The sequence below is a fragment of the Novosphingobium sp. HII-3 genome (assembly GCF_002916655.1).
Lineage (GTDB): Bacteria > Pseudomonadota > Alphaproteobacteria > Sphingomonadales > Sphingomonadaceae > Novosphingobium > Novosphingobium panipatense.
In genome coordinates this window covers 640,000-662,553 of sequence record NZ_PPSM01000014.1, presented here as the reverse complement: position 1 = coordinate 662,553, position 22,554 = coordinate 640,000, and the positions used below count along the sequence as shown (strand labels likewise).

The following is a 22,554-nucleotide window of genomic DNA, read 5'->3' as shown; positions in this document are numbered from 1 at the left end:
GTCACGCGCTTGCCTGCCGTGCCCCCCGGACGAATCCCCATCGCTGTTGTGATCGCAGGCGCGCCACCTTATCTAGGCGGCGCGCCTTTCTCTTTCTACTTACAGGTCCATCGTGAGCCAACCAATCGACATCGAAGCCCTTTGCGCCGAGCGCGGACTGCGGATCACCGAACAGCGCCGCACCATCGCGAAAGTGCTTTCGGAGAGCACGGACCATCCGGACGTCGAAAAGCTGCACGAGCGCGCGACGGCCATCGACCCCGGCATTTCCATCGCGACGGTCTACCGCACCGTGCGCCTGTTCGAGGAAGCGGGCATCCTCGACCGGCATGACTTCGGTGACGGCCGCGCCCGCTACGAGGCGGCTCCCGAAGCGCATCATGACCACATGATCGACGTGGAAAGCGGCCAGGTCATCGAATTCGTCGATCCCGAACTGGAAGCCCTTCAGCGGCAGATCGCGGAACGCCTCGGCTTCCGTCTCGTCGACCACCGCATGGAACTGTTCGGCGTGAAGCTCGAACGCGAAGATGGTGAGCCCGTCACCCGTCGCTGAGGCGCCGGTGGCAGCAGAAGCCTTGCGAACCGACCAGCGGATCAGCCCATGGGGCTGGCCGCTGATCGCGGTCCGGCTCACCGTGCTGCTAACGTGGCTGATCGGCTGTCTGCTGCTCCATCATCTTGTTGCCCTCTTTTCTCCCTCCAGCCCAATCCCGCGCCTGTTTCTACGCGGGGCGGGCATGATTGCGGGGCTGCGGGTGCGGACACATGGGAAGCGCACCGATGAACGCACGTTCCTGCTTTCCAATCACGTGAGCTGGCTGGACATCCCCGCACTTGCGGGCAGCACCGGCACAGCGTTCGTCGCGCATGAGGGCCTTGCCCGCGTCACCCTTCTCCGCTGGCTGTGCAAACTGAACGATACGGTGTTCGTAGCGCGCGAGCGGCGCACCAGCGTTGCCGAACAGGTCAGGCAAGTGCGCGATGCCCTGACCGAGAGCGGGGCGCTCACGATCTTTCCGGAGGGCACGACGTCCGACGGCACGGGCACCCTGCCGTTCAAGTCCTCACTGCTTTCAGCCCTCGAAGGCGACGCGGGCGTCGCTGTCCAGCCCGTCTGGCTTGATTACGGGACCGAGACGCCCGGCATCGCCTGGATCGGTGAGGAGAGCGGCCTTCATAACGCGCTGCGCCTTCTCGCCCGCGTCAGGCCGATACATCTTGATGTCCATCTGCTGACGCCGCTTTCGCCTGACGAACGGGCGGACCGCAAGCGCATGGCCAGGGCCGCGCATTCCGCAATCGCACGCGCTCGCGCCGGGCAGCACCGGACGCCACCCGTCACCGAGTGACGCAAGGCGGGGATCCTCCGTCCGCCCGCTTCTGAAGGGCGAGACGGAGGTCTGCATCAACGGGTGGCGTTGTAAGCCAGCTGACCGTCGTCGAGCTGGAAGCCGACCAGCACCTCGAACGAGGCTCGTGCAAGGGCCGCCTTCACTTCAGGATCGGCCAGCGGGTCCAGGGCGGCGTCGGTGTCGCCGGCCTTGCGCTTGCGGGTGATACGGTCGCGAATCTCCTGCGGCAGCGTTGCCGCGCCGCGATCAATGAAGGCGTTGCCCGTGACGGTCGCCTGCGCGCGCGGCTCTCCATCCGCGAAATTGAGAGTCACCGTGCCGACGCGCTTGCTCACCACCGAATTGCCGCCCTGCAGCACGCTCACGAAGTAAGGCAGCGTAACCTGCCGCGCGCCCGAGGTGTCGCTCCGGCGACCGAGAACCTGGAATGTCACGGTCGAAGTCACCTTGTCGCCGGCAGCCGCGGCAATGTCCGCCTCGTTGCACTGCGCGCGCACACCGGTGAGAGCGGCCACGACATCGATGTTGTCCGCCGTTTTCGCCCCGGCGTTGCGGAAGGTCGTCACGTCGCCGGTGTATTCGGGGATGCCGACGGCCGGGCACGTCGAGCGCACCGCCGTGATGCCGACTCCCTGGTCAACCACGATCTCGCCCTTGGTCTTGCACCCGCTGAGCGCAGCGAGCGCAGCGGCGGAGCACAGGACAGTTGCGGTCAGGCGGCGTGCATTCATCGTGAACTTCCTCGAATGGCGTGCGCTTGCCCTAGCGATGCGCGCGGCAAAGCGCTAGAGGGCCGTTCATGAACGCGCCCTTTCAGTCCACGCCGCCGATCAGCCCGGACCAGCCGATCCGCCTCCTGATTGCCGCTCCCCGAGGCTTCTGCGCCGGCGTCGACCGCGCGATCGAGATCGTCGAGCGGGCGATCGAAATCTACGGCGCGCCGGTCTACGTGCGGCACGAGATCGTTCACAACAAGTTCGTGGTGGACAATCTCAAGGCCAAGGGCGCGATCTTCGTCGAGGAGCTGGACGAAGTGCCTGACGGTGTGCCCGTGATCTTCAGCGCGCACGGCGTTCCGAAGTCCGTTCCGGCTGCCGCCACGGCACGCGGGCTCGACTGGCTCGACGCCACCTGCCCGCTTGTCAGCAAGGTTCACCGGCAGGCCGAACGCCAGATCGAGGCGGGCCGCCACATCATCTTTATCGGCCACGCCGGTCATCCCGAGGTGATCGGCACGTTCGGCCAGGTGCCGGAAGGGAACATGACCCTGGTGGAGACGGTCGACGACGTCGCGCAGCTGGACTTCGCGCCGGGGACCCAACTGTCCTACCTGTCGCAGACCACGCTTTCGGTCGACGACACGCACGCCATCATCAAGGCCCTCGAAGCCCGCTTCCCGGAAGTCGCCGCCCCCAAGGCCGAGGACATCTGTTACGCGACATCGAACCGGCAGGCGGCGGTCAAGCAGATCGCGTCCGAATGCGATGTCGTGCTCGTCATCGGATCGCCCAAGAGCTCGAACTCGCTGCGGCTGGTGGAGGTCGCGCAACGGGCGGGTGTCGCCGCTCACATGATCCAGCGCGCGAACGAAATCGATCCCGAATGGCTGGTGGGCGCGCGGACGGTGGGTCTGACCGCCGGTGCTTCGGCGCCTGAAGAGCTCGTCAACGAAGTCGTCGCTCACATCCGGACGATCCGCGAGGTGGCGATGGAAGAGATTGTGACGACCGAGGAGCGCATGACGTTCAAGCTGCCGCGCCAACTGGTGCGCTGAGCCCATGGCGGTCTACACACGCCTCGGCGCCGAAGAGATGGCCGGCATCATCGCCGCATTCGATGTAGGCACGCTCATTTCGGCCAAGGGCATCGCGGAAGGGGTTTCGAACAGCAACTGGCTCATCGAGACGGAGCAGGACGGCACCGGACGGCGCTTCATCCTCACGATCTACGAAAGCCGGACCGAAGTGGCGGAACTGCCGTTCTTCCTCGACCTGCTGGACCATCTGGCGGCACGCGGCGCACCTGTTCCGCGCACCATGCACGACACCACCGGCGCCAGCCACCGCCTGCACCGAACTGCGGAAGGCGACAAGGCGCTGGCGCTGATCGAATTCCTGCCCGGCGTCTCGGTTTCCGAACCTACCCCAGGCCAAGCCGAGGCCGTGGGCGGCGCACTGGCGCAGATCCACCTGGCCGCCGCGGATTTCCCCGGCACCCGCGCCAACACGATGGCGCTGCCCGCCTGGCAGCAGCTCCTGAAGGATTGCGGGCGCGAAGGCCTGGAATCGCTGCACCCCGACCTTGGCGCGCTTGTCGAACGGGAACTGGCGCAGCTTGCACAGTCCTGGCCGGCGGATCTGCCCCGGGGCGTGATCCATGCCGACCTCTTTCCCGACAATGTCCTGATGCTGGGCGAGAAGGTCACCGGCCTCATCGACTTCTACTTCGCCTGCACGGATCTGTTCGCGTACGACGTGGCGGTCACGCACGCCGCGTGGTGCTTCGGCGCCGACGGCTCCCGGTTCGACCCTGCCCTCTCCGAAGCGTTGCTGCGCGGCTATATGGCGGTCCGCCCGATGAGCGAAAGCGAACGCCGTGCGCTTCCCCTCCTCGCCCGCGGCGCGGCGCTGCGCTTTCTGGCGACGCGCGCGTACGACTGGCTCAACACCCCGGCGGATGCGCTCGTCACGCCCAAGGACCCCATGGCCTTCGCACGCCGGCTCCAGTTCTATGCGGACCCCGCGAATGCCGACCTGTTCGCACAGAAGATGCCGGTATGAAGCAGGTGGAAATCTTCACGGACGGCGCCTGCAAGGGCAATCCCGGCCCCGGCGGCTGGGGCGTCCTGCTGCGCATGGGCCCGCACGAGAAGGAAATGGCCGGCAGCGAAGCCGACACGACCAACAACCGCATGGAGATGACGGCCGCGATCAAGGGTCTGAACGCGCTGATCGAGCCTTGCGAGGTCACCCTTTTCACAGACAGCAAGTACGTGATCGACGGCATCACCAAGTGGGTCCACGGCTGGAAGAAGAAGGGGTGGGTCAACTCCAGCCGGCAACCTGTGCGCAACGCCGATCTTTGGCACGAACTGATCGAAGCCGCAGGGCGCCACAAGGTCACCTGGCAATGGGTTCGGGGACACAACGGTCACGTCGAGAACGAACGCGTGGACAAGCTGGCCAGCGACGCCGCAAAGGCCGCCGCCTGAGGGTGCCCCTCCGTTCCCCGGCCGCGAGCCTCGTTGGAGGCCCGCGCCAGTGACGGTCTCCCGCTCGCCCGGTGCCGCGCGAACGCTGCGCGGGGAACTGCGCGCCCTCGTCACGCCAGGGCCGCGCATGGCGGACGAATGGGCCTGTGTCGCTTCGGTGCTCCTCGCCATCCTGCTGGCGCACATGCTCGGCGCCACGATGGTGGCATGGGCGGCCTTTACCGCATTCGTCCTGCTGAAGAGCGACGTCGGCGAAACGCTGCTGCGCGGCGTCATGCGCATGACCGGCACGCTGATAGGATCGCTGCTGGCGCTGGCGGTGGTGCCTTATGCATCGGGTTCCGTGGCCGTGTCGATGACGGCGGCCGCGCTGGTCGGCGCGGTCGGTCTCTATGGGATGATCACAGCCCGGCGCGCCTACGCCTGGCTGCTGTTCGGCCTGACGTTCGAGATGATCCTGCTGGACAAGATCGCCCGGCCCGACCTCGACACCCTTGATTTTGCGCGCACGCGGCTGCTGGAGGTGGCGGCGGGAACGATTGCCTGCACCCTGGTCAGCCTTGCGGTCGGCGCCATGGCCGGGAAGCGCTGGTGGATGGATCGCAAGCCGCCGCCCGACAGGATGCGCTGGCATCCACAAGCCGCCCGCCACGCGGCCCAGGCCGGGCTCGCCATCGCGACGCTGCCCCTCCTGCACGCGCTGTTCCGCATTCCCGAGCTGCCGCAGGCCGCGGTGACGATCATGGCGGTGATGATCGTGCCTGTAGCGGGGATCGGCAAGAGCGGCTTCGTTCCGGTCACACGCCGCCTTCTGCACCGGGCGGTCGGCTGCCTGGCGGGGGGCGCACTTGCTCTGGCGGTCCTGCTGCTTGCCCAGGGCAGCGTCCCGGTCCTCGTCGCCGGAACTTGCCTCGGCATCGTCATCGGCCGCCACATCGAGAACGGCTTGCCCGAGGTGACGTACCTGGGGCTCCAGTTCACCCTGACGGTGCTCGTCGTCCTCGTGCCCGACAGCTACGCCGATGCGCAGATCTGGCCCGCCATCCAGCGCCTGATCAGCGGTCTCGTTGGCATGGCGGTGCTGGAACCCGTCCTCCTCGCCTGGCATCTGCTCGTGCCAAGGCACAAGACCGACGCCCGTGCGGCGGATGCACCGAACAACGAGTGAGACGGCGTCTCAGGCGCCGCTGAACCGTCCAGGCGCGTAAGGCGTGGGATCCACCACCCCCGGTCCCTCGCCCAGCAGCAGCCGTGCGGCAAGGTCCGCCGCAGCCGGCGCCGTCTGGATGCCGAAGCCGCCCTGCCCCGCGAACCAGAAGAACGAAGGATCTCCCTGCGCGAAGCCATAGACCGGCAAGCGGTCGGGCGCGAAGGAGCGCAGGCCGGCCCAGCGATGCTCCACGCGTTCAACCTTCGTGTCCAGCACCTGCTCAAGCCGGTCGATGGCGAGAGCCACATCGAACTCTTCAGGCGCGGCGTCGCAGGGGGCGCTTGGCGTCTCGTCATGGGGGCTCAGCCAGAGGCGGCCGTTCTCGGGCTTGAAGTAGAACTGTCCGGCAATGTCGAGCACCAGCGGCAGATCATCCGGAACGTCGCTACCGATGGCGACCTGCGCGATGGTGCGGCGATAGGGCGCTATCCCCAGAGGGGAATGGCCCGCGAGCCGCGCAACTCCGTCAGCCCAGGCGCCTGCGGCGTTGACGAGGACGGCCGCGGCCACGTGCCGCCCGTCCGCCAGCTCCAGCCGCCATGCCCCGCCCTCGCGCCGCGCGGCGGCAAGACCCGCCCGGCACCGGATCTCCGCGCCCGCCCGCCGCGCCTCTTTCAGATAATGCTGGTGCAGCCGCGCCACGTCGATGTCACAGGTGCTGGGCTCGAAGGCGCCGCAGGTCCACATTTCACGGAGGCCGGGCACACGCTCCACCAGCGCCTCGCGGCCGAGAAGGTGCATCTCCACGCCGATGGCACGAAATTGCTCCGCGAAGTGCGCTATTTCCAGTTCCTGACCGGCGCGCCCCAGCGTCAGGGCTCCGCGGGCTCTCAGGACACCCAGATCCTTCAGCCGTGGTCCCGATGCCGTGGTCAGCGGCTGCACGCCCGGCCCGCCGTAGCTTTCCGTCCAGAACGCGGCCGACCGCCCCGTTGCGTGATAACCGGGCCTTTCTTCTGCCTCCAGCACGAGAACCCGCGCGCGCCCGGCGATCGTGGCGGCAAGCGAGGCTCCGGCCATGCCGGCACCGGCGATGACGATATCGTACGCTGCTTCCATCCTGCTCACGCCCTAGCGGCGGCGTGACGATCGAGGAAGTCCCTGATGGCCGCCAAGGCCCGATTGCGCACGGGATCGGCCTCGCGAAGGATCTCGTGCCGGCATTCCGCACCGAAGGAGACGAGCTCGCCCAAGGGCAACCGTTCGGCTGCGCGGCGGATCGCCGGCCAGGAGACGAGCCCGTCGATGCTCGTGCCCAGCAGGAGGCACGGCGTCATGATGGCCTCCAGCGTCCCAGGCTGCTCGAGCCTGCAGATCGAGGCCAGAGCGCGCTCGACCCAGCCCCAACTGGCAGGGCCCATCCCGAGGGCCGGCCGCTTCTGCCGCCACCACTGCTCATCCTCATAGCGGCTGTCGTCGTGCGTCAGCAGCAGGCTGCGCGCCTGCGGAGCGAGCGATCCCGGCAGGCTCGGCCTCTCGCTCGCCTTCCATGCGGGACGGCGCGGATCGCCCAACCGGACGATACCACGCGCCATCCGGTGCAGCAGGCGGGAAGGAAGCCAGCTCGGATGAAGGCCGAGCATGGGCGCGGACAGCACGATCGCGTCCGGAACAACCAATCCTTCAGCCACCGCGCGCAGCACGATCTGCCCGCCCATCGAATGGGCGATGGCGACGTGCGGCCCGGGGGTGGATGCGGCCCATGACGCATAGAGGGCGGCGTAGTCCTCCACCCAGAGACCGAAGTCAGGCACATGCCCGGTGGTGGCATCACGCCCCATCCGCCCCGAACCGGCCTGTCCGCGCCAGTCCGCCGACACAACTCCCCAGCCTTCCTCATGCCAGCCGTCCAGCGTCTCCAGCCATTTCTCGTAAGCGTCGCCCCGGCCCGGCATGAAGAGGATCGAGCCCCGCCCGCGCCCCGACCAGTCGATGCGGCGGAGCAGATGCCCGTCGGGCAGTGCCCAGCGCGTTTCCGCTGCCGTAGGCGGTATCGCCCGACGCGCGGGGGATCGACGCAGGGTTTCAAGGGAAGAGGTCATCGCCGGGAGAGCCTCGGATGGTGGTTACTGTTTGGTAGCGGTTGGCAGGCTAGACCGCTTCAATCGAATGGGACGAAGCATGACGGGCGCTGTATTTTCCTACGCACTGCTGGCCGCATTGGCAACGGCGCTGCTGATCGCGGCGCTGACCGATCTTCGCGCCCGCCATATCGGCAACCGCCTCACCGCGGCGGTCGCGCTCGCCGCGCCGCTGTGGTGGCTGGCTTCGGGGCTCACGCCGCAGGACATGGCGCTGCAGGTTGCCCTCGCCGGCGCAACTCTGGGCGTCGCCAGCCTCCTGTTCGCCATCGGCCAGATGGGCGGCGGAGACGTGAAGCTGCTGTCGGCGCTGGCCCTCTGGTTTCCTCCCGTACCCTTCCTGCAGGTGATCATCCTGATGGCGGTTCTGGGCGGCGGCGCATCCGTAGCGATGGCGGCGCTCAACATGACCACCGGACGCAGCGAACGGTTTCGCGACATTCTCGCCGCGCTCGCCGCGCTCGCCTGGATCTGGTGCGCTGGCGCCGTGCTCTTCGCCCTCGCCTTCGACCGGCCGATCGTCTCGCCCTCGGGCGCACAGGCTCTCGTCACCATGGTGCCCGCCTTCTGGATCATCCCGGTCGCGGGGTTGGCGGCGCTCATCGTGGTCTTTATCGGCCTTCGCCACATGATGGGCCGGCAGAAGTCGAGGATCGAGGTGCCCTACGGCATCGCAATCACGACAGCATCGCTCTGGGTCCTGGGCTCAGTCGTTCTGCCAACCGTCCGATTCGCGCCTCTCGCCACGTGAAGCACGCGCCGAAACCTCGTCTGCGCCCATTGGGAGGGTGCCAAAATGCCCCGAAATCCGGCTTGAACCCGATGTTAACCATTTCGGCTCACAACGCTGAACAACAGGGATTTTCAGAGGGCCTTCAATAGCCATGGACAGGAAGAAAGTGGTGCTGCTCGCGGTCGCACTGCTCGTCGCGGCCTTCACCGCGTTCGTTGCAAGGACGATGCTGGCGGGAGGTTCTGCACCGCAAGCCGGGGCGGTTCCGGCTGCCAATCCCACCGGCCCCAAGGTGCTTGTCGCTCAACGCGCCCTCCCCGTCGGCACGATCATCACCGCCGATTCGGTCGCCTTCCAGAGCTGGCCGGACAATCTCGTGCAGGACGCCTACTACATCGACGGCCAGGCAGACATGTCCAAGCTGCTGGGCACGGTCGTGCGCTTCCCGATCACGGCCGGGCAGCCGCTGACGCAGGGTGCGCTGGTGGCGCCGGGAGACCGGGGCTTCCTTGCGGCCGCGCTCGGCGCGGGCATGCGCGCCGTCACCATCTCCGTCTCGGCTGACGCCGGGGTCGGCGGCTTCGTCTTCCCGGGCGACCGCGTGGACCTGGTCCTCACGCAGGATGTGAAGGGCGACGGCGACCCGCTGCGCACGGCCGAGACGATCCTGCGCAACCTGCGCGTGCTCGCCACCGATCAGGCCACCACGAGCCAGGTCGAGGACGGCAAGACCGTTGTCCAGGGCTTCCGCACCGTCACTCTCGAAGTTACCCCGCGCATCGCCGAGAAGGTCGCCGTCGCTCAGCAGATCGGCCAGATCAGCCTCTCACTGCGCTCCATCGCCGACAACCAGGGCGAGTTCGATCGCGTCCTCGCCAGCGGTGACGTGAAGCTTCCCGAGGGCGCGACCCGCGAACAGGAAGAGAAGTTCATGAGCCAGGCCATGAACCAGCCGCTCGACGGGGCCACGACGTACGTGACCGGGGCCGACGTCTCGCGTTTCCAGCGGGCGACTCGCCCGCCGCAGAACACCGGCGGCTCGATGCCTTCGGCCGCTCCGATGGCTGCGCCGCAGCCGCAGACGGCGGGCGGAGCACCGGCCGCGCCGGTCTTCCGCGGCCCCGTGGTCCGCGTCACCCGCGGCAACGAAACCACCATCGAACCTGCGGGCAAGCACTGATGCGCGCGTCCGCCGCACGTCCTTCACTCTTCGGGGGCACCACGATGAAGTTCAGCCTTCTCAAATCCATGCTGATCGGAGCGACCGCGCTTGCGCCGCTGGCAGCCCTGAGCACCTCGGCCGATGCGCAGACGGGCAGCTCGGTGTCGCGGCCGGCGCAGGAACTGGTCCTGTCGATCGGCAATGGCCAGCTTGTCACCGTTCCCGGCAACATGGCCGACGTCTTCATCTCGAACGACGCGGTGGCGGACGTCCAGGTGAAGTCCCCCAAGCAATTCTACGTGTTCGGCAAGGCCGGCGGCACCACGACGGTCTATGCCAGCAACGCGGCCGGGACGATCCTCTGGTCGGGTACCGTGCGGGTGGGCTCCAACCTCGACAGCGTCGACGCGATGCTGCGCCTCGCGATGCCTGAGGCGAGCATCGGCGTGTCAACGATGGGGGCGAATACCTTCCTCCTGACCGGCACGATCAAGAATCCCGAGGATGCCGCCGAAGCCGAGCGTCTCGTGCAGGCCTACGCCGGAGCCGAGGCGAACGTCATCAGCCGCCTGCGGATCGCTACCCCGCTTCAGGTGAACCTGCAGGTCCGCATTGCGGAAGTCAGCCGCACGCTCGTCAAGTCGCTGAACTCCCGCCTGTCCACGCTCGACAACACCGGGGGCTTCAAGTTCGGCATCGGTCAGCGCCCAACCACCGGCGCCTTCGTACCGGGGCGCGTCCTTGGTGTGGGAACAGGGGCCACCACTCAGATCGGCATTGACCCTGTCACGGGCGAAATCGCCGAGCTTGGCGGGTCGAACATCGCTGCCACCGCCACCGGCACCACGCTCGGCTTCGCGGGGCGCCTGCTTGGCCTCGACATCCTCGGCGCTCTGGATGCCGGTGAGACGGTCGGCCTCGTCAGCACGCTGGCCCAGCCGAACCTCACGGCGCTTTCGGGCGAAACCGCGGACTTCCTGGCCGGCGGCGAATACCCGATCCCAATCAGCGAAGGTCTCGGCACCACGTCGATCGAGTACAAGCGCTACGGCGTGAGCCTCAGCTACACGCCCACGGTGCTGACCAGCGGCCGCATTTCCATGCGCGTGCGCCCCGAAGTTTCGGAACTTTCGAGCGAAGGCGCCGTAACCCTCAACGGGTACGAGATCCCGGCCCTCACCGTGCGCCGCACGGAGACGACCATCGAACTCGGCTCCGGCCAGAGCTTCATGATCGCGGGCCTTCTCAGCACGAACGCGCAAAACACGATCCAGAAGATGCCGGGCGCGGGCGATCTGCCGATCCTGGGCTCGCTGTTCCGGTCCACCGGCTACCGGCGGGGCGAAACGGAACTCGTGATTATCGTGACACCGTACATCGTGCAGCCCATGAACTCGTCGTCGAAGGTCGTCCTGCCCACCGATGGCTTCAATGCGCCTAACGAACTCCAGCGCCTGCTTGGCAACATGTCGAACGATGGCGTGAGCGGGGAGAAGCGGCCCGGTCCGACCACTTCGAACCCGGCACCCGCACCCGCCCCGCTACCCGGGCCGGGGCTCGGCGCGGGCGAAGCGCCGGCCAAGGGCAAGAAGTCGAAGCGCGCCGCCTCCGACGAATCTGCCAAGCCCGGCTTCAGCCTCTAAGTGTTCAAGGTGATTTCCATGCGCAATCTGCCTTTCGCCACCGCTGCTCTTGCTGCAACGCTCGGCGCTGTCCTTTCGGGTTGCGCCGGCGTGCCGACCAACCGCTCGATGTACTCGGTTCATCAGCCGGTAGTCGAGAAGACCAGCTATTCCCTGGACCTGACCACGGCCGGCGGTGGCCTCGCCTATGGCGAACAGGCCCGTCTCGCCGGCTGGTTCGAGACGCTCGGCCTCAAGTACGGTGACCGCATCCTCGTGGACGATCCGGACATGGACCCGACCACCCGCAACGCCGTGGCCATGGCCGCACAGCAGTTCGGACTGGTCATCGACGATGCCTCCGCGCCGACCGGCACCGTGCCCTCGGGCGTCGCCCGCATCACCGTCTCGCGCGCGATCGCGACGGTGCCGGGATGCCCGGACTGGTCCGTCAAGAGCGATGGCAATCCCAACAATGGCCTGTCGTCGAACTATGGCTGCGCGACGAATTCTAACCTCGCGGCGATGGTCGCGGACCCCGAGGATCTGGTGCGCGGCCAGAACGACACGGGCTCGACCGCGGCGATGACGTCGAACCGCGCGATCAGCGCGTACCGCACCGCTCCGGCCACGGGCCAGGGCAACACGGTCTCACAGACCTCCACTTCCAGCACCGGCGGAGGGAACTGACGCCATGAATGCCCCCTGGAAATCCGGTGGTTCCGCCGGTCGCGACCAGTTCGCCTCCTTCATGTGCGACGAAGCCTCGCTCGAGGTTCTGCGTCCCATCGTCGAGGAGATGGGCTGGCAGCCGGAGAAGTGCTTCAAGGGCGGCCTGCGCAACGCCGTGCAGACGCTGTCGGTGACCGCGAGCCCCAATATTCTGCTCGTCGACCTTTCCGAAAGCGGCGACCCGCTGAGCGACATCAACGCTCTGGCCGAAGTCTGCGAGCCGGGCACGGTTGTCGTCGCTGTGGGCCAGGTCAACGACGTGCGCCTCTACCGCGACCTCGTTGCCAGCGGCATCCACGACTACCTGCTGAAGCCGCTGCAGCCCGCGACCGTTCGCGACGCGCTGGCACAGGCGCAGGCCGTGTTCGCAGCACCGCGCACGGTGGACCCCTCCGCGGCCAAGAACCACGTGGCCGCCGCCATCATCGGAACGCGCGGCGGCGTCGGCGCTTCGACCCTCGCTACCTCGCTCGCCTGGCTGTTCAGCACCGATAACAAGCTGGCGACCTCGCTGCTCGACCTCGACATTCATTTCGGCACCGGCGCCCTCACCATGGATCTGGAGCCCGGGCGCGGCCTGACGGACGCAATCGAGAACCCCAGCCGTATCGACGGCCTGTTCCTCGAGCGCGCGATGGTCAGGGTGAACGACCATCTGGCCATCCTCTCTGCCGAGGCGCCGATCAGTTCGCCGCTCCTCACGGACGGCTCCGCCTTCGTCCAGCTGGAGACCGAGTTCCGCCAGGCGTTCGAAGTGACAGTGCTCGACCTGCCGCGCAACATGCTGATCAACTTCCCGCAGCTTGCGCCCAGCCTGAGCGTGGCCGTGCTGGTGACGGAGCTGACGCTGGCCTCAGCGCGGGACACCATCCGCCTGCTGTCGTGGTTCAAGTCCCAGGCCCCGCAGGCCCGGTTGATCATCGTCGCGAACAAGGTGCAGCCCAACTTCACCGAGATCAGCAAGGCCGACTTTGAGGCGTCGATCGAAACGCCGATCGACTTCACGATTCCCTACGATCTCAAGGCCGCATCCATGGCCGCGAAGCTGGGGCAGACCTTTGCCGAGGCGAACACGGCCACCAAGGGCGCCAGCGTCATTCGCGAGATCGCCCGCGAGATCATCGATGTCGGCGTTGACGTGGTCCCGCCCAAGCCATCGCTTCTGGGCAAGTTCGATCTGAAGGCGATGATGCCAAGAGCGAAGAAGAAGGCCCAGGCGCCTTCGTAAGGTCGGGTAAGGACTATGAACTACCTGCAGGTCATCATAGTCGCGGCCGGTCTCTCCGGCGTCGCGCTGCTCCTTTGGGCGCTCTTCTCCGGACCTTCGCCGAGGAAGGAGGCCACCCGGCGCCTCAAATCGGTGCGCTATCGCCACGCCTCCAGCGCCACCGATCGGCTGGAAGCCCAGATGCGGCGCGCCGTCGCCGCGCGCAAGCCCCGCATCCATCAGATCGCCGGCTCGGCCTCCCGCGCGGAAGCCCTTGCCGTCCGGCTGGACCGCTCAGGCCTGAAATGGACGATCCCGCAGTACGTCTACGGTTCGCTGGGTCTCGGCGCATTCGTGACGCTGCTGGTTTTCCTGCAGACCGGAGCCTTGCTCCTTGCGCTGGCCTTCGGCATCTTCGTCGGCGCGGGATTGCCGCACTTCGTGGTGAACACCTTCATCAAGCGCCGCAACAACGCCTTCACCGCCAAGTTCGCCGATGCCATCGACCTTCTGGTGCGCGGCCTGCGCTCGGGGCTTCCGGTGTCGGAGACGCTCGCCCTCGTCTCCCAGGAGGTGCCGGGCCCGGTCGGTGAGGAGTTCAAGCTTGTCACGGATCGCATGAAAGTGGGCAAGACCATGGAAGACGCGCTCCAGGCCACGGCGGACCGGCTGGCGATGCCCGAGTTCAACTTCTTCGTCATCACGCTTGCCATCCAGCGCGAGACCGGCGGCAATCTGGCCGAGACTCTCGCCAATCTGTCGGACGTGCTGCGCAAGCGCGCGCAGATGAAGCTCAAGATCCGCGCCATGAGCTCGGAATCCAAGGCATCCGCCTATATCGTCGGCTCCCTGCCGTTCATCGTCTTTGCCATGATCTACTGGATCAATCCCGAGTATATCGGGGAGTTCTTCATCGACGAGCGCCTGATGGTGGCCGGGGTCGGAGGTGCCATCTGGATGGGCATCGGCGCTTTCATCATGGCCAAGATGGTCAGCTTCGAGATCTGAGGACCGCACATGCTCAACCAACCCGCCGGTCCCACCCTCCTCGGTTTCGACGTCACAACCGTCGGAACGCTGCTCTCCGTCATCGCCGCTCTGGCGGTCTTCGTCGCGATCTACTCGGCCGTCACGATCCGCGACCCCATGCAGAAGCGGGTCAAGGCACTCAACGATCGCCGTGAGCAGCTCAAGGCCGGCATCATCAACGCGCCCCGCAAGCGCCAGAGCGTCGTGCGTCGCAACGATGCAACCGACAAGATGGGTGCATTCCTCGGCCGTGCGCGGATGCTGCAGGACAGCCAGATCACGGAGATCCAGCAGAAGCTGGCGCAGGCCGGCATCCGCAACAAGGAATGGGCCGTCGCAGTGGTCCTCGCGCGGCTCGTGACGCCGATCGTGCTCGGCGGCATCGCAGGGCTGGTCATCTACGGCATCGACTATTTCCCGGACTGGTCCGCGCTCAAGAAATTCATGGCCTTCGCCGTCGCCGTGCTGGTCGGCTACAAAGGACCCGACATCTATATCCAGAACCTGGTTACCAAGCGCACGGACGCCATCCGCAAGGGGCTACCCGATGCGCTGGATCTTCTGGTCATCTGCGCGGAAGCAGGTCTGACAGTCGACGCGGCGTTCGATCGGGTCGCGCGCGAACTGGGACGGGCCTATCCCGAACTGGGGGACGAGTTCTCGCTGACCGCGATCGAACTCTCGTTCCTCACCGAGCGCCGACACGCCTTTGAAAATCTCGCCTATCGCGTGAACCTCGATGCCGTGCGCGGCGTCGTCACCATGATGATCCAGACCGAACGCTACGGTACGCCCCTCGCCTCCTCGCTGCGCGTCCTTTCGGCCGAGTTCCGCAACGAGCGCATGATGCGCGCCGAGGAGAAGGCCGCGCGCCTTCCCGCGATCATGACCGTGCCGCTGATCCTCTTCATCCTGCCGACGCTGTTCGTCGTCATCCTTGGACCGGCCGCCTGTTCCATCGCCGACGCCTTTTCGGGCGGCGATCCGCAGCCGCCGAACGGCTGACGGGCAGTCCCGCTCAGGCCGGAAGGCATCCCGCCGGTTCGAGGAAGGGCATGACGACCGCTTTCGCCCGCTCCACATAAAGCGCCTTTTCGCCTACTGGCGCGACGTAGTGCATCGCCTCGAGCGCGTCAGGCAGCGAAGCGCCTCGTGCGATCATCCAGGTCGCCAGATACTGCGAGGCAAGGCAGCCCCCCGCCGTCGCCACGTTGCCGTGGGCGACGAACGGCGCATCGATGACGTTCACGCCCGCCTCGATCACCCAGGGCTTAGTGGTGAGGTCGGTACAGGCCGGAAGATCGCCGATCAGCCCCAGCCGGGCAAGCAGGAGCGTTCCCGAGCATTGGGCCCCGATCAACTGGCGCGAAGGATCCAGACGGATGCGCGTCAGCAGATCGCCGTCCCCTGCGATCTCGCGCGTTCTGACGCCGCTCCCGATCAGCACCGCATCAGCCTCTGCCGCGAATTCAAGCGGACGTTGCCGCTGAACGGTCACGCCGTTCATCGAAGTCACCTGTTCGGTGGGAGACGTGATGAAGGCCGCCCATCCCCTCGTCTTCATGCGATTGAGGATCGCCGCCGCGACGAACGAATCCAGCTCATTGAAGCCGTCAAACGTCAGAACCGCGATGTGCATGAATGCCTCCAAGGCCAAATGGTATGCGGCCATAGCGCAAGTGCGCGGCTTTGGCAGCAGTCATCCACGCGAATTGCGCTACGGCCTGACGCCGCGCGACTCAGGCCTCGCTCTCGACCAGTTCCACAACTTCGAAGGCGTAGTTCTTCCATCCGCGCATCCGCGCCGCTTCTGCAAGCGCGGTGCGCTTCTTCTTCGCTTCGGCGAGCGAGCGCGTGTGCCCCCAGAAAACCTCGGTCTTGCCGTTTTCCAGGTCTGCCACCACGCGCCAGTAATGCGTAAAGGGATCGGCTGTGGGGCCGATCGTCTTCACGTAGCCGTCCGCCATGGTGGCGGTAAGGTAACGCTTCCTTCGCCGGGCCATCAGCGTGCGAGGATGCCCGCCATGATGATGTCGATCGTATGCTCGCGATAGCGGTCGCGAAGTTCTTCGGTCAGCGTGTCCTGATTGAAGCAGTGTTTGAGCACGAGCCTGGCCGAGAAGAAGCGATCCACCGCTCCGGTCACGGTGAAGTAGAACAGCTGGGGGTCCACCTCACGGAAGACACCCGCGCGCACGCCATCGCCTATCAGCTGTTCGTACGCGCGGTAGATCGGCGAAAGGTAGCAGTCGGCGATGCGCCGCGCGCCGGCATCGTCACTTTCCCTGACCATGCGCATAGTGAGGCGGTTGAGGTACGGCACCTCGTAGAAGGTGTCGACCACCTTCCACAAGTGCCGCCGCAACTTGGCCTCCGGCTCCCACCCGTCCTTCGCGACGAGGGCGTCCACGCTCGCCACGATGGCCTGCCAGTCGCGGTCGAGCAGTGCCTTCAGCAGACCGGCCTTGTTGCCGAAGTAGTATTTCACCAGCGCCGAATTGAGCCCTGAGCGCAGACTGAGCTCCGAGAGGGAGATGTCGATGACGTCTCCATCCCGCATGATCGCGCTTGCGGTGCTGAGGAGGAGTTCGCGCGCGCCTGCATGAGTACCGTCCACGGCAGCGGGCGCAGAGGCGGCGGTGTTCTTCATGCGGGCTTACTTCGGTCCCATGCGGATGGCGCCGTCGAGGCGGATCGATTCCCCGTTGAGGTAATCGTGCTCGATCATGAACAAGGCAAGCTTGGCGTATTCCTCCGCCTTGCCCAGACGCTTGGGGAACGGCACCATCGCGGCCAGCGCATCCTGCACCGTCTGCGGCATTCCGGCCATCATCGGCGTCTCGAAGATGCCCGGCAGGATGGTGTTCACGCGGATCCCGTCGCCCATCAGATCGCGTGCCACCGGCAGCGTCATCGCCATGACACCGCCCTTCGACGCGCCGTAGGCGGCCTGCCCTATCTGGCCATCCTGCGCGGCCACGCTGGCGGTGTTGACGATCACGCCACGCGAACCGGCAGCGTCCACCGGGTCCAGCGCCGCCATGCCGGCCGCCGCCTTGGACAGACAGCGGAAGCTGCCGACCAGATTGATCGCGATCGCTTTCTCGAACAAGGCCATGTCGTGCGCGCGGGTCTCACCCGTTTCCCGGTTCCGGCCCACCGTCTTGGCGGCCGGCGCGATGCCCGCGCAATTCACCAGCACCCGCTCCTGTCCGTGCGCGGCGCGCGCCTTCTCGAAGCCAGCCACGACGCTCTCCTCGTTCGTGACATCCACGGCGCAGAACACACCCCCGATTTCACCCGCCAGCGCCTCTCCAGCCTCGGCATTCAGATCGAAGATGGCCACCTTCACACCCTTGGCCGAAAGCGCCCGAACCGTAGCCGCCCCGAGACCCGAAGCCCCGCCGGTCACGACTGCTGCCACGGTATTGTCCAGTATCACGTGTTCTACCTCCCCAAGAACCAGTTCCGGCAATCGGAACCGTCGCCGCCCTGCCGACCGGACGTTAACTGCACGGTTAAATGAGCGCTCCGGGGGCGTCAATCCGCCGAGGCGGTGATTACACCCGGAAGCTGTTGCCCGCCCGGCGTGACGCGACATACCCGTCGAAACGAACCGCCCTCGCACGATGGTCTGCGCCCCGCGCCATGCTTTTCCCGGTGCGTCAGCCCTCGGCTCGCGAGCGGCGAACGGTTTCAGGCAACGCGCTCAACATACAGAATGCTGCGTCCAGTATAACTGATCGGAATGATCAGGACGCCGCATGTTGCCTGATGTTGTTGCACCGTTGCCACGGCATCGTCAAAAATTGCGCAGCGTGGCCATTTTTAGTTGCGGATCGGGGCAGCATGGGCACGATGCCATTCTTCTCGATGCATTTTCAGTCGAGAGCGGCGGGTCTTTCCGGGTCTGCCATCAATCAAGGGGACACAAAAATGAAGTCTGGAAGAAGCGGGCTGCTTCTGAGCTCCGCATTCATTCCTGCCGCCGCATTGCGCGGCGCTGCCGGCCTTTCGGCCCTGGCACTGATGTGCGGCACGGCTTACGCTCAGGACGCCGCTCCTGAGACCGCCCCGGCAGACGCGGGCGAAGCGATTGTCGTTACCGGCTCGCGTATCAGCACGCCGAACCTGCAGTCTGCCAACCCGGTCGCGATCGTCACTGGCGAGCAGATCTTCAGCAGCGGCAACCTTTCGGTGGGCGACCAGCTGAACGAGCTGCCGCAGCTGCGCAGCACGTACAGCCAGGCGAACTCGACCCGCTTTCTCGGCACGCGCGGCCTCAACCTGCTCGATCTGCGTGGTCTGGGTACGTCGCGTACGCTCGTTCTTGTCAACGGCCGCCGTCACGTCGGCAGCGACGTTCTCGTCAACGGCACGTCGGTTGACGTCAACACCATTCCGGCCGATCTGATCGACCGCGTCGATGTCGTCACCGGTGGCGCGTCCGGCGTCTACGGTTCGGACGCGATTGCCGGCGTTGTGAACTTCGTCCTCAAAGACGATTATGATGGCCTGAAGCTGCGTGCGCAGAACGGCATCTCGGACTACGGTGACGCTGGCAAGCAGTTCGTGTCGGTTCTGGCCGGCAAGAACTTCGCCGACGGCCGCGGCAACATCACCTTCTCGGGTGAGTATTCGCACTCCGACGACTTCTACGCTTCGGGCCGCCCGGGCCTGGCACGCAACCAGGGGTGGGTCGTCACTGACACCGATCCTGCCGGCGCAGTCAACGGCGCAGACGACGTGTTCGACCGCACGTTCTACACCGACATCCGCTCGGCCACCATCTCGCTCGGCGGCCTGATCGCTCTGCGTCAGAACTCCTCCGCGCCCTGCGGCAGCGGCGGCGGCTCGGCCTACACCTGCACGTACCTGTTCCAGCCGGACGGTTCGCTCATCCAGCAGACGGGTGATCGTGTCGGCATCGGCCCGAACGGCAGCTTCCAGGGCGGCAATGGCGCCACCAACCGCGAAGGCCAGCTCGTCGCGCTTGCGCCTGACCTCAAGCGCTACACCGCGAACCTGACCGGCCACTACGAAATCACGCCGGCGCTGGTTCCCTTCTTCGAAGCCAAGTACAGCCGCACCGACGCGCGCGGTTCGCAAAGCGGGCCGTTCTTCTCGCAGGGCACCACCCTGGGCGATCCGGGTGGCCGTGAGCGTATCCGCCTCGACAACCCGTACCTGAGCGGCAGCGCACGCACCACGCTGACGCAGGCGATCCTCGCAGCAGGCGTGGACCCCAACTCGAGCGCCGGAACGGCTCCTGCTCTCACCGCTGCGCAGATCGCGGCCATCAACGATGGTTCGTTCCAGCTCAACCTGCGTCGCAACTGGGTCGACTTCGGCATGCGCGACGAAGAGATCAAGCGTGAGACCTATCGCATCGTCGGTGGCCTTCGTGGCGACTTCAACGATGACTGGCATTACGAGATCTCGGCCAACTACGGCGAGCACAAAGAGCGGAACATCATCAAGGGCAACGTCAACGTTCAGCGTTACCTGCTCGCCCTCGATTCCACGACGGACGCCAGCGGCAACATCGTATGCCGTTCGCAGATCCCAACTGCGACTGCTGCCCAGACTTCCTACGTGACCGGTGGCGGCGTCTCGACGGATCCGCGTCTCGCAGGCGACATCGCAGCATGCGTTCCGCTCAATCCGTTCGGCCAGGGTTCGGTGAGCCAGGCGGCAAAGGACTACATCCTCGTCGACTCGCTTGCCGTGGGCAAGATGTCGCAGACCGATGTGATGGGCTTCGTGTCGGGTGACACCAGCGAGTTCCTGAACCTGCCGGGCGGTCCGATCTCGTTCTCGGTCGGTGGCGAATACCGTCGCGAAACCGTTTCGTACGACCTCGACGACCTCACGCAGGATGGTTACGCCTTCTACAACGCCATCCCGGCATTCTCCGCGCCTTCCTTCGAAGTGAAGGAAGCCTACGGCGAAGTCCTGCTGCCGATCCTGTCGGACACCCCGTTCTTCGAGAAGCTGCAGGCGCGCGCCAACGGCCGTATCTCGGATTACAAGGGTGCGACCGGGACCGTGTACACCTACGGTGGCGAGCTGATCTGGAGCCCGGTCAGGGACGTCACGCTGCGCGGCACCTACGCCCGTGCAGTCCGTGCGCCCAACCTGAGCGAGCTCTACTCGGAAGCGGGCATGAACTACGCTCCGGGCTTTGTTGATCCTTGCTCGCAGCGGAACATCGCGACGGGTAGCTCCTACCGTGCCGCAAATTGTGCCGCTGCCGGCATTCCGACGAATTATGACTTTGTCTACAGTCAGTCGCTGGAGATCGTGAGCGGTGGCAATCCAAACCTGAACGAGGAAACCTCGGACTCCTACACCATCGGTGTGCTGCTGCAGCCCCGCTGGGTCCCGGGTCTGTCGATTTCGGTCGACTACTGGAACATCCAGGTGGACAACGTGATCTCCTCGGTCTCCGCCCAGCAGATCGCGAACCTGTGCTATGACTCGCCGACGCTCGACAATGTGTTCTGTGGCTTGTTCCAGCGCGCCGGTGCGAGCGGCGGTCCGGATGGAGAAGTTGCCAACCAGATCCTCGAAGGTTCGCTGCTGCAGTCTTCAGCAAACTTCGCGAAGCTGAAGGTTCGCGGTATCGACACGCAGATCAACTACGATCACACGTTCGATTTCGGTCGCCTCAATCTGGCAGCGTACTGGACTCACTACCTCCAGAACGATTCGTTCACGAACCCGGCTGATCCGACCTTCGCCAACCGTTTCGTGAACGAGTTGAACGATCCGTCGGACGAGGTCACGTTGAACGCGACCTTCCAGACCGGCGCATTCCAGTTCAGCTATGGCATGCGCTGGCTTGATGCGATGTACCTGAACACCTGGGAAGACTATAACTCGCTCAACGGGCTTCCCCCGCAGAACGCGGACTATGCTCCGATCAAGAAGTACGACGATGTGTTCTACCACGACATCAAGGCTGCCGTGGATCTGAACAAGGAGTTCACGTTCTACGTCGGCGTTGACAACGTGTTCAACAAGATGCCGCCGTACGGCCAGACGGGCGTCGGCGCCGGCTCGGGCGTGTACCCGAACCTGGGCCGCTACTTCTACGCAGGTATCACGGCCAACTTCTGATCGTTTCGATCACAGTGGCTTTCGAGGGGCGGCGGGTTATCCCGCCGCCCCTTTTCTTTGCAGCTTCCAGAGGTCAGAACGAACGTCATGACTCAAGCTCGTGATCGCGCCCAAGCCGCGCTGGACAACGGTCGGCATCAGGATGCTGTCGCCATTGCAGAGGACGCCGCCGCGCGTGGCGATGGTGAATGTCTCAGCCTGCTTGCGCGGTGGCGGCTGATCGGCAGGCCATTGCCGCGCGACCTTCCCGAAGCGCGCCGCCTGCTGCGCCAGGCGACTCTCTCCGGCAACGCTGATGCGGCACTGACGGAGGCCGCCCTGACGGCCAACGGAACGGGCGCCCGGCCCGACTGGCAAGGCGCGGTGAAGATCCTGAAGGAGGCGGCCGACCTTCACGGAGGCGTGGCCACCCAGGATCTTGCCCTCCTCTCGCGCATGGACCTCGACGAAGCCGGCTACCCGCGGCAGATGCCGGAACCGGAGCGCATGGGTGAAGGGTATCAGGTAAAGCGGTGGCGCCAGTTCCTCACGCCCGAAGAGTGCGCCCATCTGGCGATGTCGGTGCACGACCTTCTTGCGCCTTCTACAGTGGCCGATCCCCGCACAGGGCGCTTGAGACCCCATCCGGTCCGCACATCATCGGCGGCTGTGGTGGGGCCAACGCGGGAGACCCTTCCCCTGCAGGCCCTTATGCGCCGGATTGCTCAGGCGACGGAAACAGGGGTTGAACAGGGCGAACCGCTCAACGTGCTCCACTACGCACCGGGACAACAGTATTTGCCGCATATGGACACTCTGCCCCACGTCTCCAACCAGCGGATCGTCACCGCCCTGGCTTACCTGAACACCGGATACATCGGTGGCGAGACCTGCTTTCCCGAACAGAACCTTTCTATCGCGGGAGGCGGCGGAGACCTGGTGGCGTTCGCCAACACGTTGCCTGACGGCTCACCCGACACGCGCAGCCGCCATGCCAGCGCACCTGTTCGCCAGGGTGCCAAGTGGGCAGCCACGCGCTGGATCAGGGCAAAGCCGTTCGACGTTTGGACTCAATCCTCAGCCTAGAATACGACGACGGGGCCGCGACCAG

At 65.8% G+C, this 22,554-nt stretch carries 22 protein-coding genes; 15 read left to right on the top strand and 7 right to left on the bottom strand.

Features of this window, described 5'->3' with window-relative positions; translation table 11 throughout:
- The first annotated feature begins 112 nt into the window (after nucleotides 1-112).
- A complete protein-coding gene (locus C2R25_RS06990; protein WP_103728456.1) occupies nucleotides 113-556 on the top strand; it encodes a Fur family transcriptional regulator in 444 nt (147 codons plus the stop codon).
- Nucleotides 534-1,352, top strand: a complete 819-nt coding sequence (locus C2R25_RS06985) for a 1-acyl-sn-glycerol-3-phosphate acyltransferase (RefSeq protein WP_233203797.1) — start codon at nucleotides 534-536, stop codon at nucleotides 1,350-1,352. The genes C2R25_RS06990 and C2R25_RS06985 overlap by 23 nt, the downstream gene beginning before the upstream one ends.
- A 56-nt stretch (nucleotides 1,353-1,408) precedes the next feature.
- Here the strand turns inward: C2R25_RS06985 and C2R25_RS06980 are convergent, their stop codons facing one another.
- Entirely contained in the window at nucleotides 1,409-2,086 is a 678-nt protein-coding gene (locus C2R25_RS06980) for a hypothetical protein (protein WP_103728454.1), read from the bottom strand.
- 68 nt (nucleotides 2,087-2,154) lie between these two features.
- Here C2R25_RS06980 and ispH point away from each other — a divergent pair, with 68 nt between their 5' ends.
- Genes ispH through C2R25_RS06960 form a run of 4 tightly spaced genes read left to right on the top strand, consistent with a single transcriptional unit; the run spans nucleotide 2,155 to nucleotide 5,734 of the window.
- A complete protein-coding gene (gene ispH, locus C2R25_RS06975; RefSeq protein ID WP_103728453.1) occupies nucleotides 2,155-3,129 on the top strand; it encodes a 4-hydroxy-3-methylbut-2-enyl diphosphate reductase in 975 nt (324 codons plus the stop codon).
- 4 nt (nucleotides 3,130-3,133) lie between these two features.
- A complete protein-coding gene (thrB, locus tag C2R25_RS06970) occupies nucleotides 3,134-4,135 on the top strand; it encodes a homoserine kinase (RefSeq protein WP_103728452.1) in 1,002 nt (333 codons plus the stop codon).
- Nucleotides 4,132-4,566 carry a ribonuclease HI gene (rnhA, locus tag C2R25_RS06965; RefSeq protein WP_103728451.1) on the top strand — a complete coding sequence of 145 codons (435 nt, stop codon included), beginning with the start codon at nucleotides 4,132-4,134 and terminating at the stop codon, nucleotides 4,564-4,566. Before thrB ends, rnhA begins: the two co-directional genes overlap by 4 nt.
- 49 nt (nucleotides 4,567-4,615) lie before the next feature.
- Nucleotides 4,616-5,734: an FUSC family protein gene (locus tag C2R25_RS06960; RefSeq protein WP_233203796.1), complete on the top strand. Its 1,119-nt coding sequence runs from the start codon at nucleotides 4,616-4,618 to the stop codon at nucleotides 5,732-5,734.
- A gap of 9 nt (nucleotides 5,735-5,743) precedes the next feature.
- On the opposite strand, the gene C2R25_RS06955 is transcribed toward C2R25_RS06960, so the two are convergent.
- Together C2R25_RS06955 and C2R25_RS06950 are read right to left on the bottom strand one after the other, a co-directional pair.
- Nucleotides 5,744-6,835, bottom strand: coding sequence for an FAD-binding oxidoreductase (locus C2R25_RS06955; RefSeq protein ID WP_103728450.1), 1,092 nt, complete (start codon nucleotides 6,833-6,835; stop codon nucleotides 5,744-5,746).
- Nucleotides 6,836-6,840: 5 nt separating this feature from the next.
- The gene (locus C2R25_RS06950; RefSeq protein ID WP_103728449.1) at nucleotides 6,841-7,818 is read right to left on the bottom strand and encodes an alpha/beta fold hydrolase; all 978 of its coding nucleotides are present in this window, start codon (nucleotides 7,816-7,818) and stop codon (nucleotides 6,841-6,843) included.
- A gap of 79 nt (nucleotides 7,819-7,897) precedes the next feature.
- Here C2R25_RS06950 and C2R25_RS06945 point away from each other — a divergent pair, with 79 nt between their 5' ends.
- The 7 genes from C2R25_RS06945 (at nucleotide 7,898) to C2R25_RS06915 (ending at nucleotide 15,347) form a co-directional block, all read left to right on the top strand.
- Nucleotides 7,898-8,608 carry a prepilin peptidase gene (locus C2R25_RS06945; RefSeq protein ID WP_103728448.1) on the top strand — a complete coding sequence of 237 codons (711 nt, stop codon included), beginning with the start codon at nucleotides 7,898-7,900 and terminating at the stop codon, nucleotides 8,606-8,608.
- 133 nt (nucleotides 8,609-8,741) lie between these two features.
- Nucleotides 8,742-9,770, top strand: a complete 1,029-nt coding sequence (cpaB, locus tag C2R25_RS06940; protein WP_103728447.1) for a Flp pilus assembly protein CpaB — start codon at nucleotides 8,742-8,744, stop codon at nucleotides 9,768-9,770.
- A 44-nt stretch (nucleotides 9,771-9,814) separates the two neighbouring features.
- Entirely contained in the window at nucleotides 9,815-11,395 is a 1,581-nt protein-coding gene (locus tag C2R25_RS06935) for a type II and III secretion system protein family protein (protein WP_103728630.1), read from the top strand.
- Nucleotides 11,396-11,413: 18 nt separating this feature from the next.
- On the top strand, nucleotides 11,414-12,064 hold the full coding sequence (locus C2R25_RS06930; RefSeq protein ID WP_103728629.1) for a CpaD family pilus assembly protein: 651 nt from the start codon (nucleotides 11,414-11,416) through the stop codon (nucleotides 12,062-12,064).
- A 4-nt stretch (nucleotides 12,065-12,068) separates the two neighbouring features.
- Nucleotides 12,069-13,334: a pilus assembly protein CpaE gene (locus tag C2R25_RS06925; protein WP_103728446.1), complete on the top strand. Its 1,266-nt coding sequence runs from the start codon at nucleotides 12,069-12,071 to the stop codon at nucleotides 13,332-13,334.
- Between the two features lie 15 nt (nucleotides 13,335-13,349).
- Nucleotides 13,350-14,321 (top strand): type II secretion system F family protein, encoded by a 972-nt coding sequence (locus C2R25_RS06920; RefSeq protein WP_103728445.1) that lies wholly within the window; start codon nucleotides 13,350-13,352, stop codon nucleotides 14,319-14,321.
- 9 nt (nucleotides 14,322-14,330) lie between these two features.
- Complete coding sequence (locus C2R25_RS06915; RefSeq protein ID WP_103728444.1) at nucleotides 14,331-15,347, top strand: type II secretion system F family protein; 1,017 nt, start codon at nucleotides 14,331-14,333, stop codon at nucleotides 15,345-15,347.
- A 13-nt stretch (nucleotides 15,348-15,360) separates the two neighbouring features.
- On the opposite strand, the gene C2R25_RS06910 is transcribed toward C2R25_RS06915, so the two are convergent.
- From C2R25_RS06910 to C2R25_RS06895, 4 genes are all read right to left on the bottom strand, one after another.
- The gene (locus tag C2R25_RS06910) at nucleotides 15,361-15,981 is read right to left on the bottom strand and encodes a DJ-1/PfpI family protein (RefSeq protein WP_103728628.1); all 621 of its coding nucleotides are present in this window, start codon (nucleotides 15,979-15,981) and stop codon (nucleotides 15,361-15,363) included.
- A gap of 100 nt (nucleotides 15,982-16,081) precedes the next feature.
- Nucleotides 16,082-16,345, bottom strand: a complete 264-nt coding sequence (locus C2R25_RS06905) for a hypothetical protein (RefSeq protein WP_103728443.1) — start codon at nucleotides 16,343-16,345, stop codon at nucleotides 16,082-16,084.
- Nucleotides 16,345-16,992, bottom strand: coding sequence for a TetR family transcriptional regulator (locus tag C2R25_RS06900; protein WP_103728442.1), 648 nt, complete (start codon nucleotides 16,990-16,992; stop codon nucleotides 16,345-16,347). The genes C2R25_RS06905 and C2R25_RS06900 overlap by 1 nt, the downstream gene beginning before the upstream one ends.
- Nucleotides 16,993-16,998: 6 nt before the next feature.
- Nucleotides 16,999-17,784 (bottom strand): SDR family oxidoreductase, encoded by a 786-nt coding sequence (locus C2R25_RS06895; protein ID WP_103728627.1) that lies wholly within the window; start codon nucleotides 17,782-17,784, stop codon nucleotides 16,999-17,001.
- A gap of 494 nt (nucleotides 17,785-18,278) precedes the next feature.
- Here C2R25_RS06895 and C2R25_RS06890 point away from each other — a divergent pair, with 494 nt between their 5' ends.
- Nucleotides 18,279-21,464, top strand: coding sequence for a TonB-dependent receptor domain-containing protein (locus tag C2R25_RS06890; protein WP_233203795.1), 3,186 nt, complete (start codon nucleotides 18,279-18,281; stop codon nucleotides 21,462-21,464).
- An 87-nt stretch (nucleotides 21,465-21,551) separates the two neighbouring features.
- Nucleotides 21,552-22,529, top strand: a complete 978-nt coding sequence (locus C2R25_RS06885) for a 2OG-Fe(II) oxygenase (protein WP_103728441.1) — start codon at nucleotides 21,552-21,554, stop codon at nucleotides 22,527-22,529.
- Nucleotides 22,530-22,554: the final 25 nt, after the last annotated feature.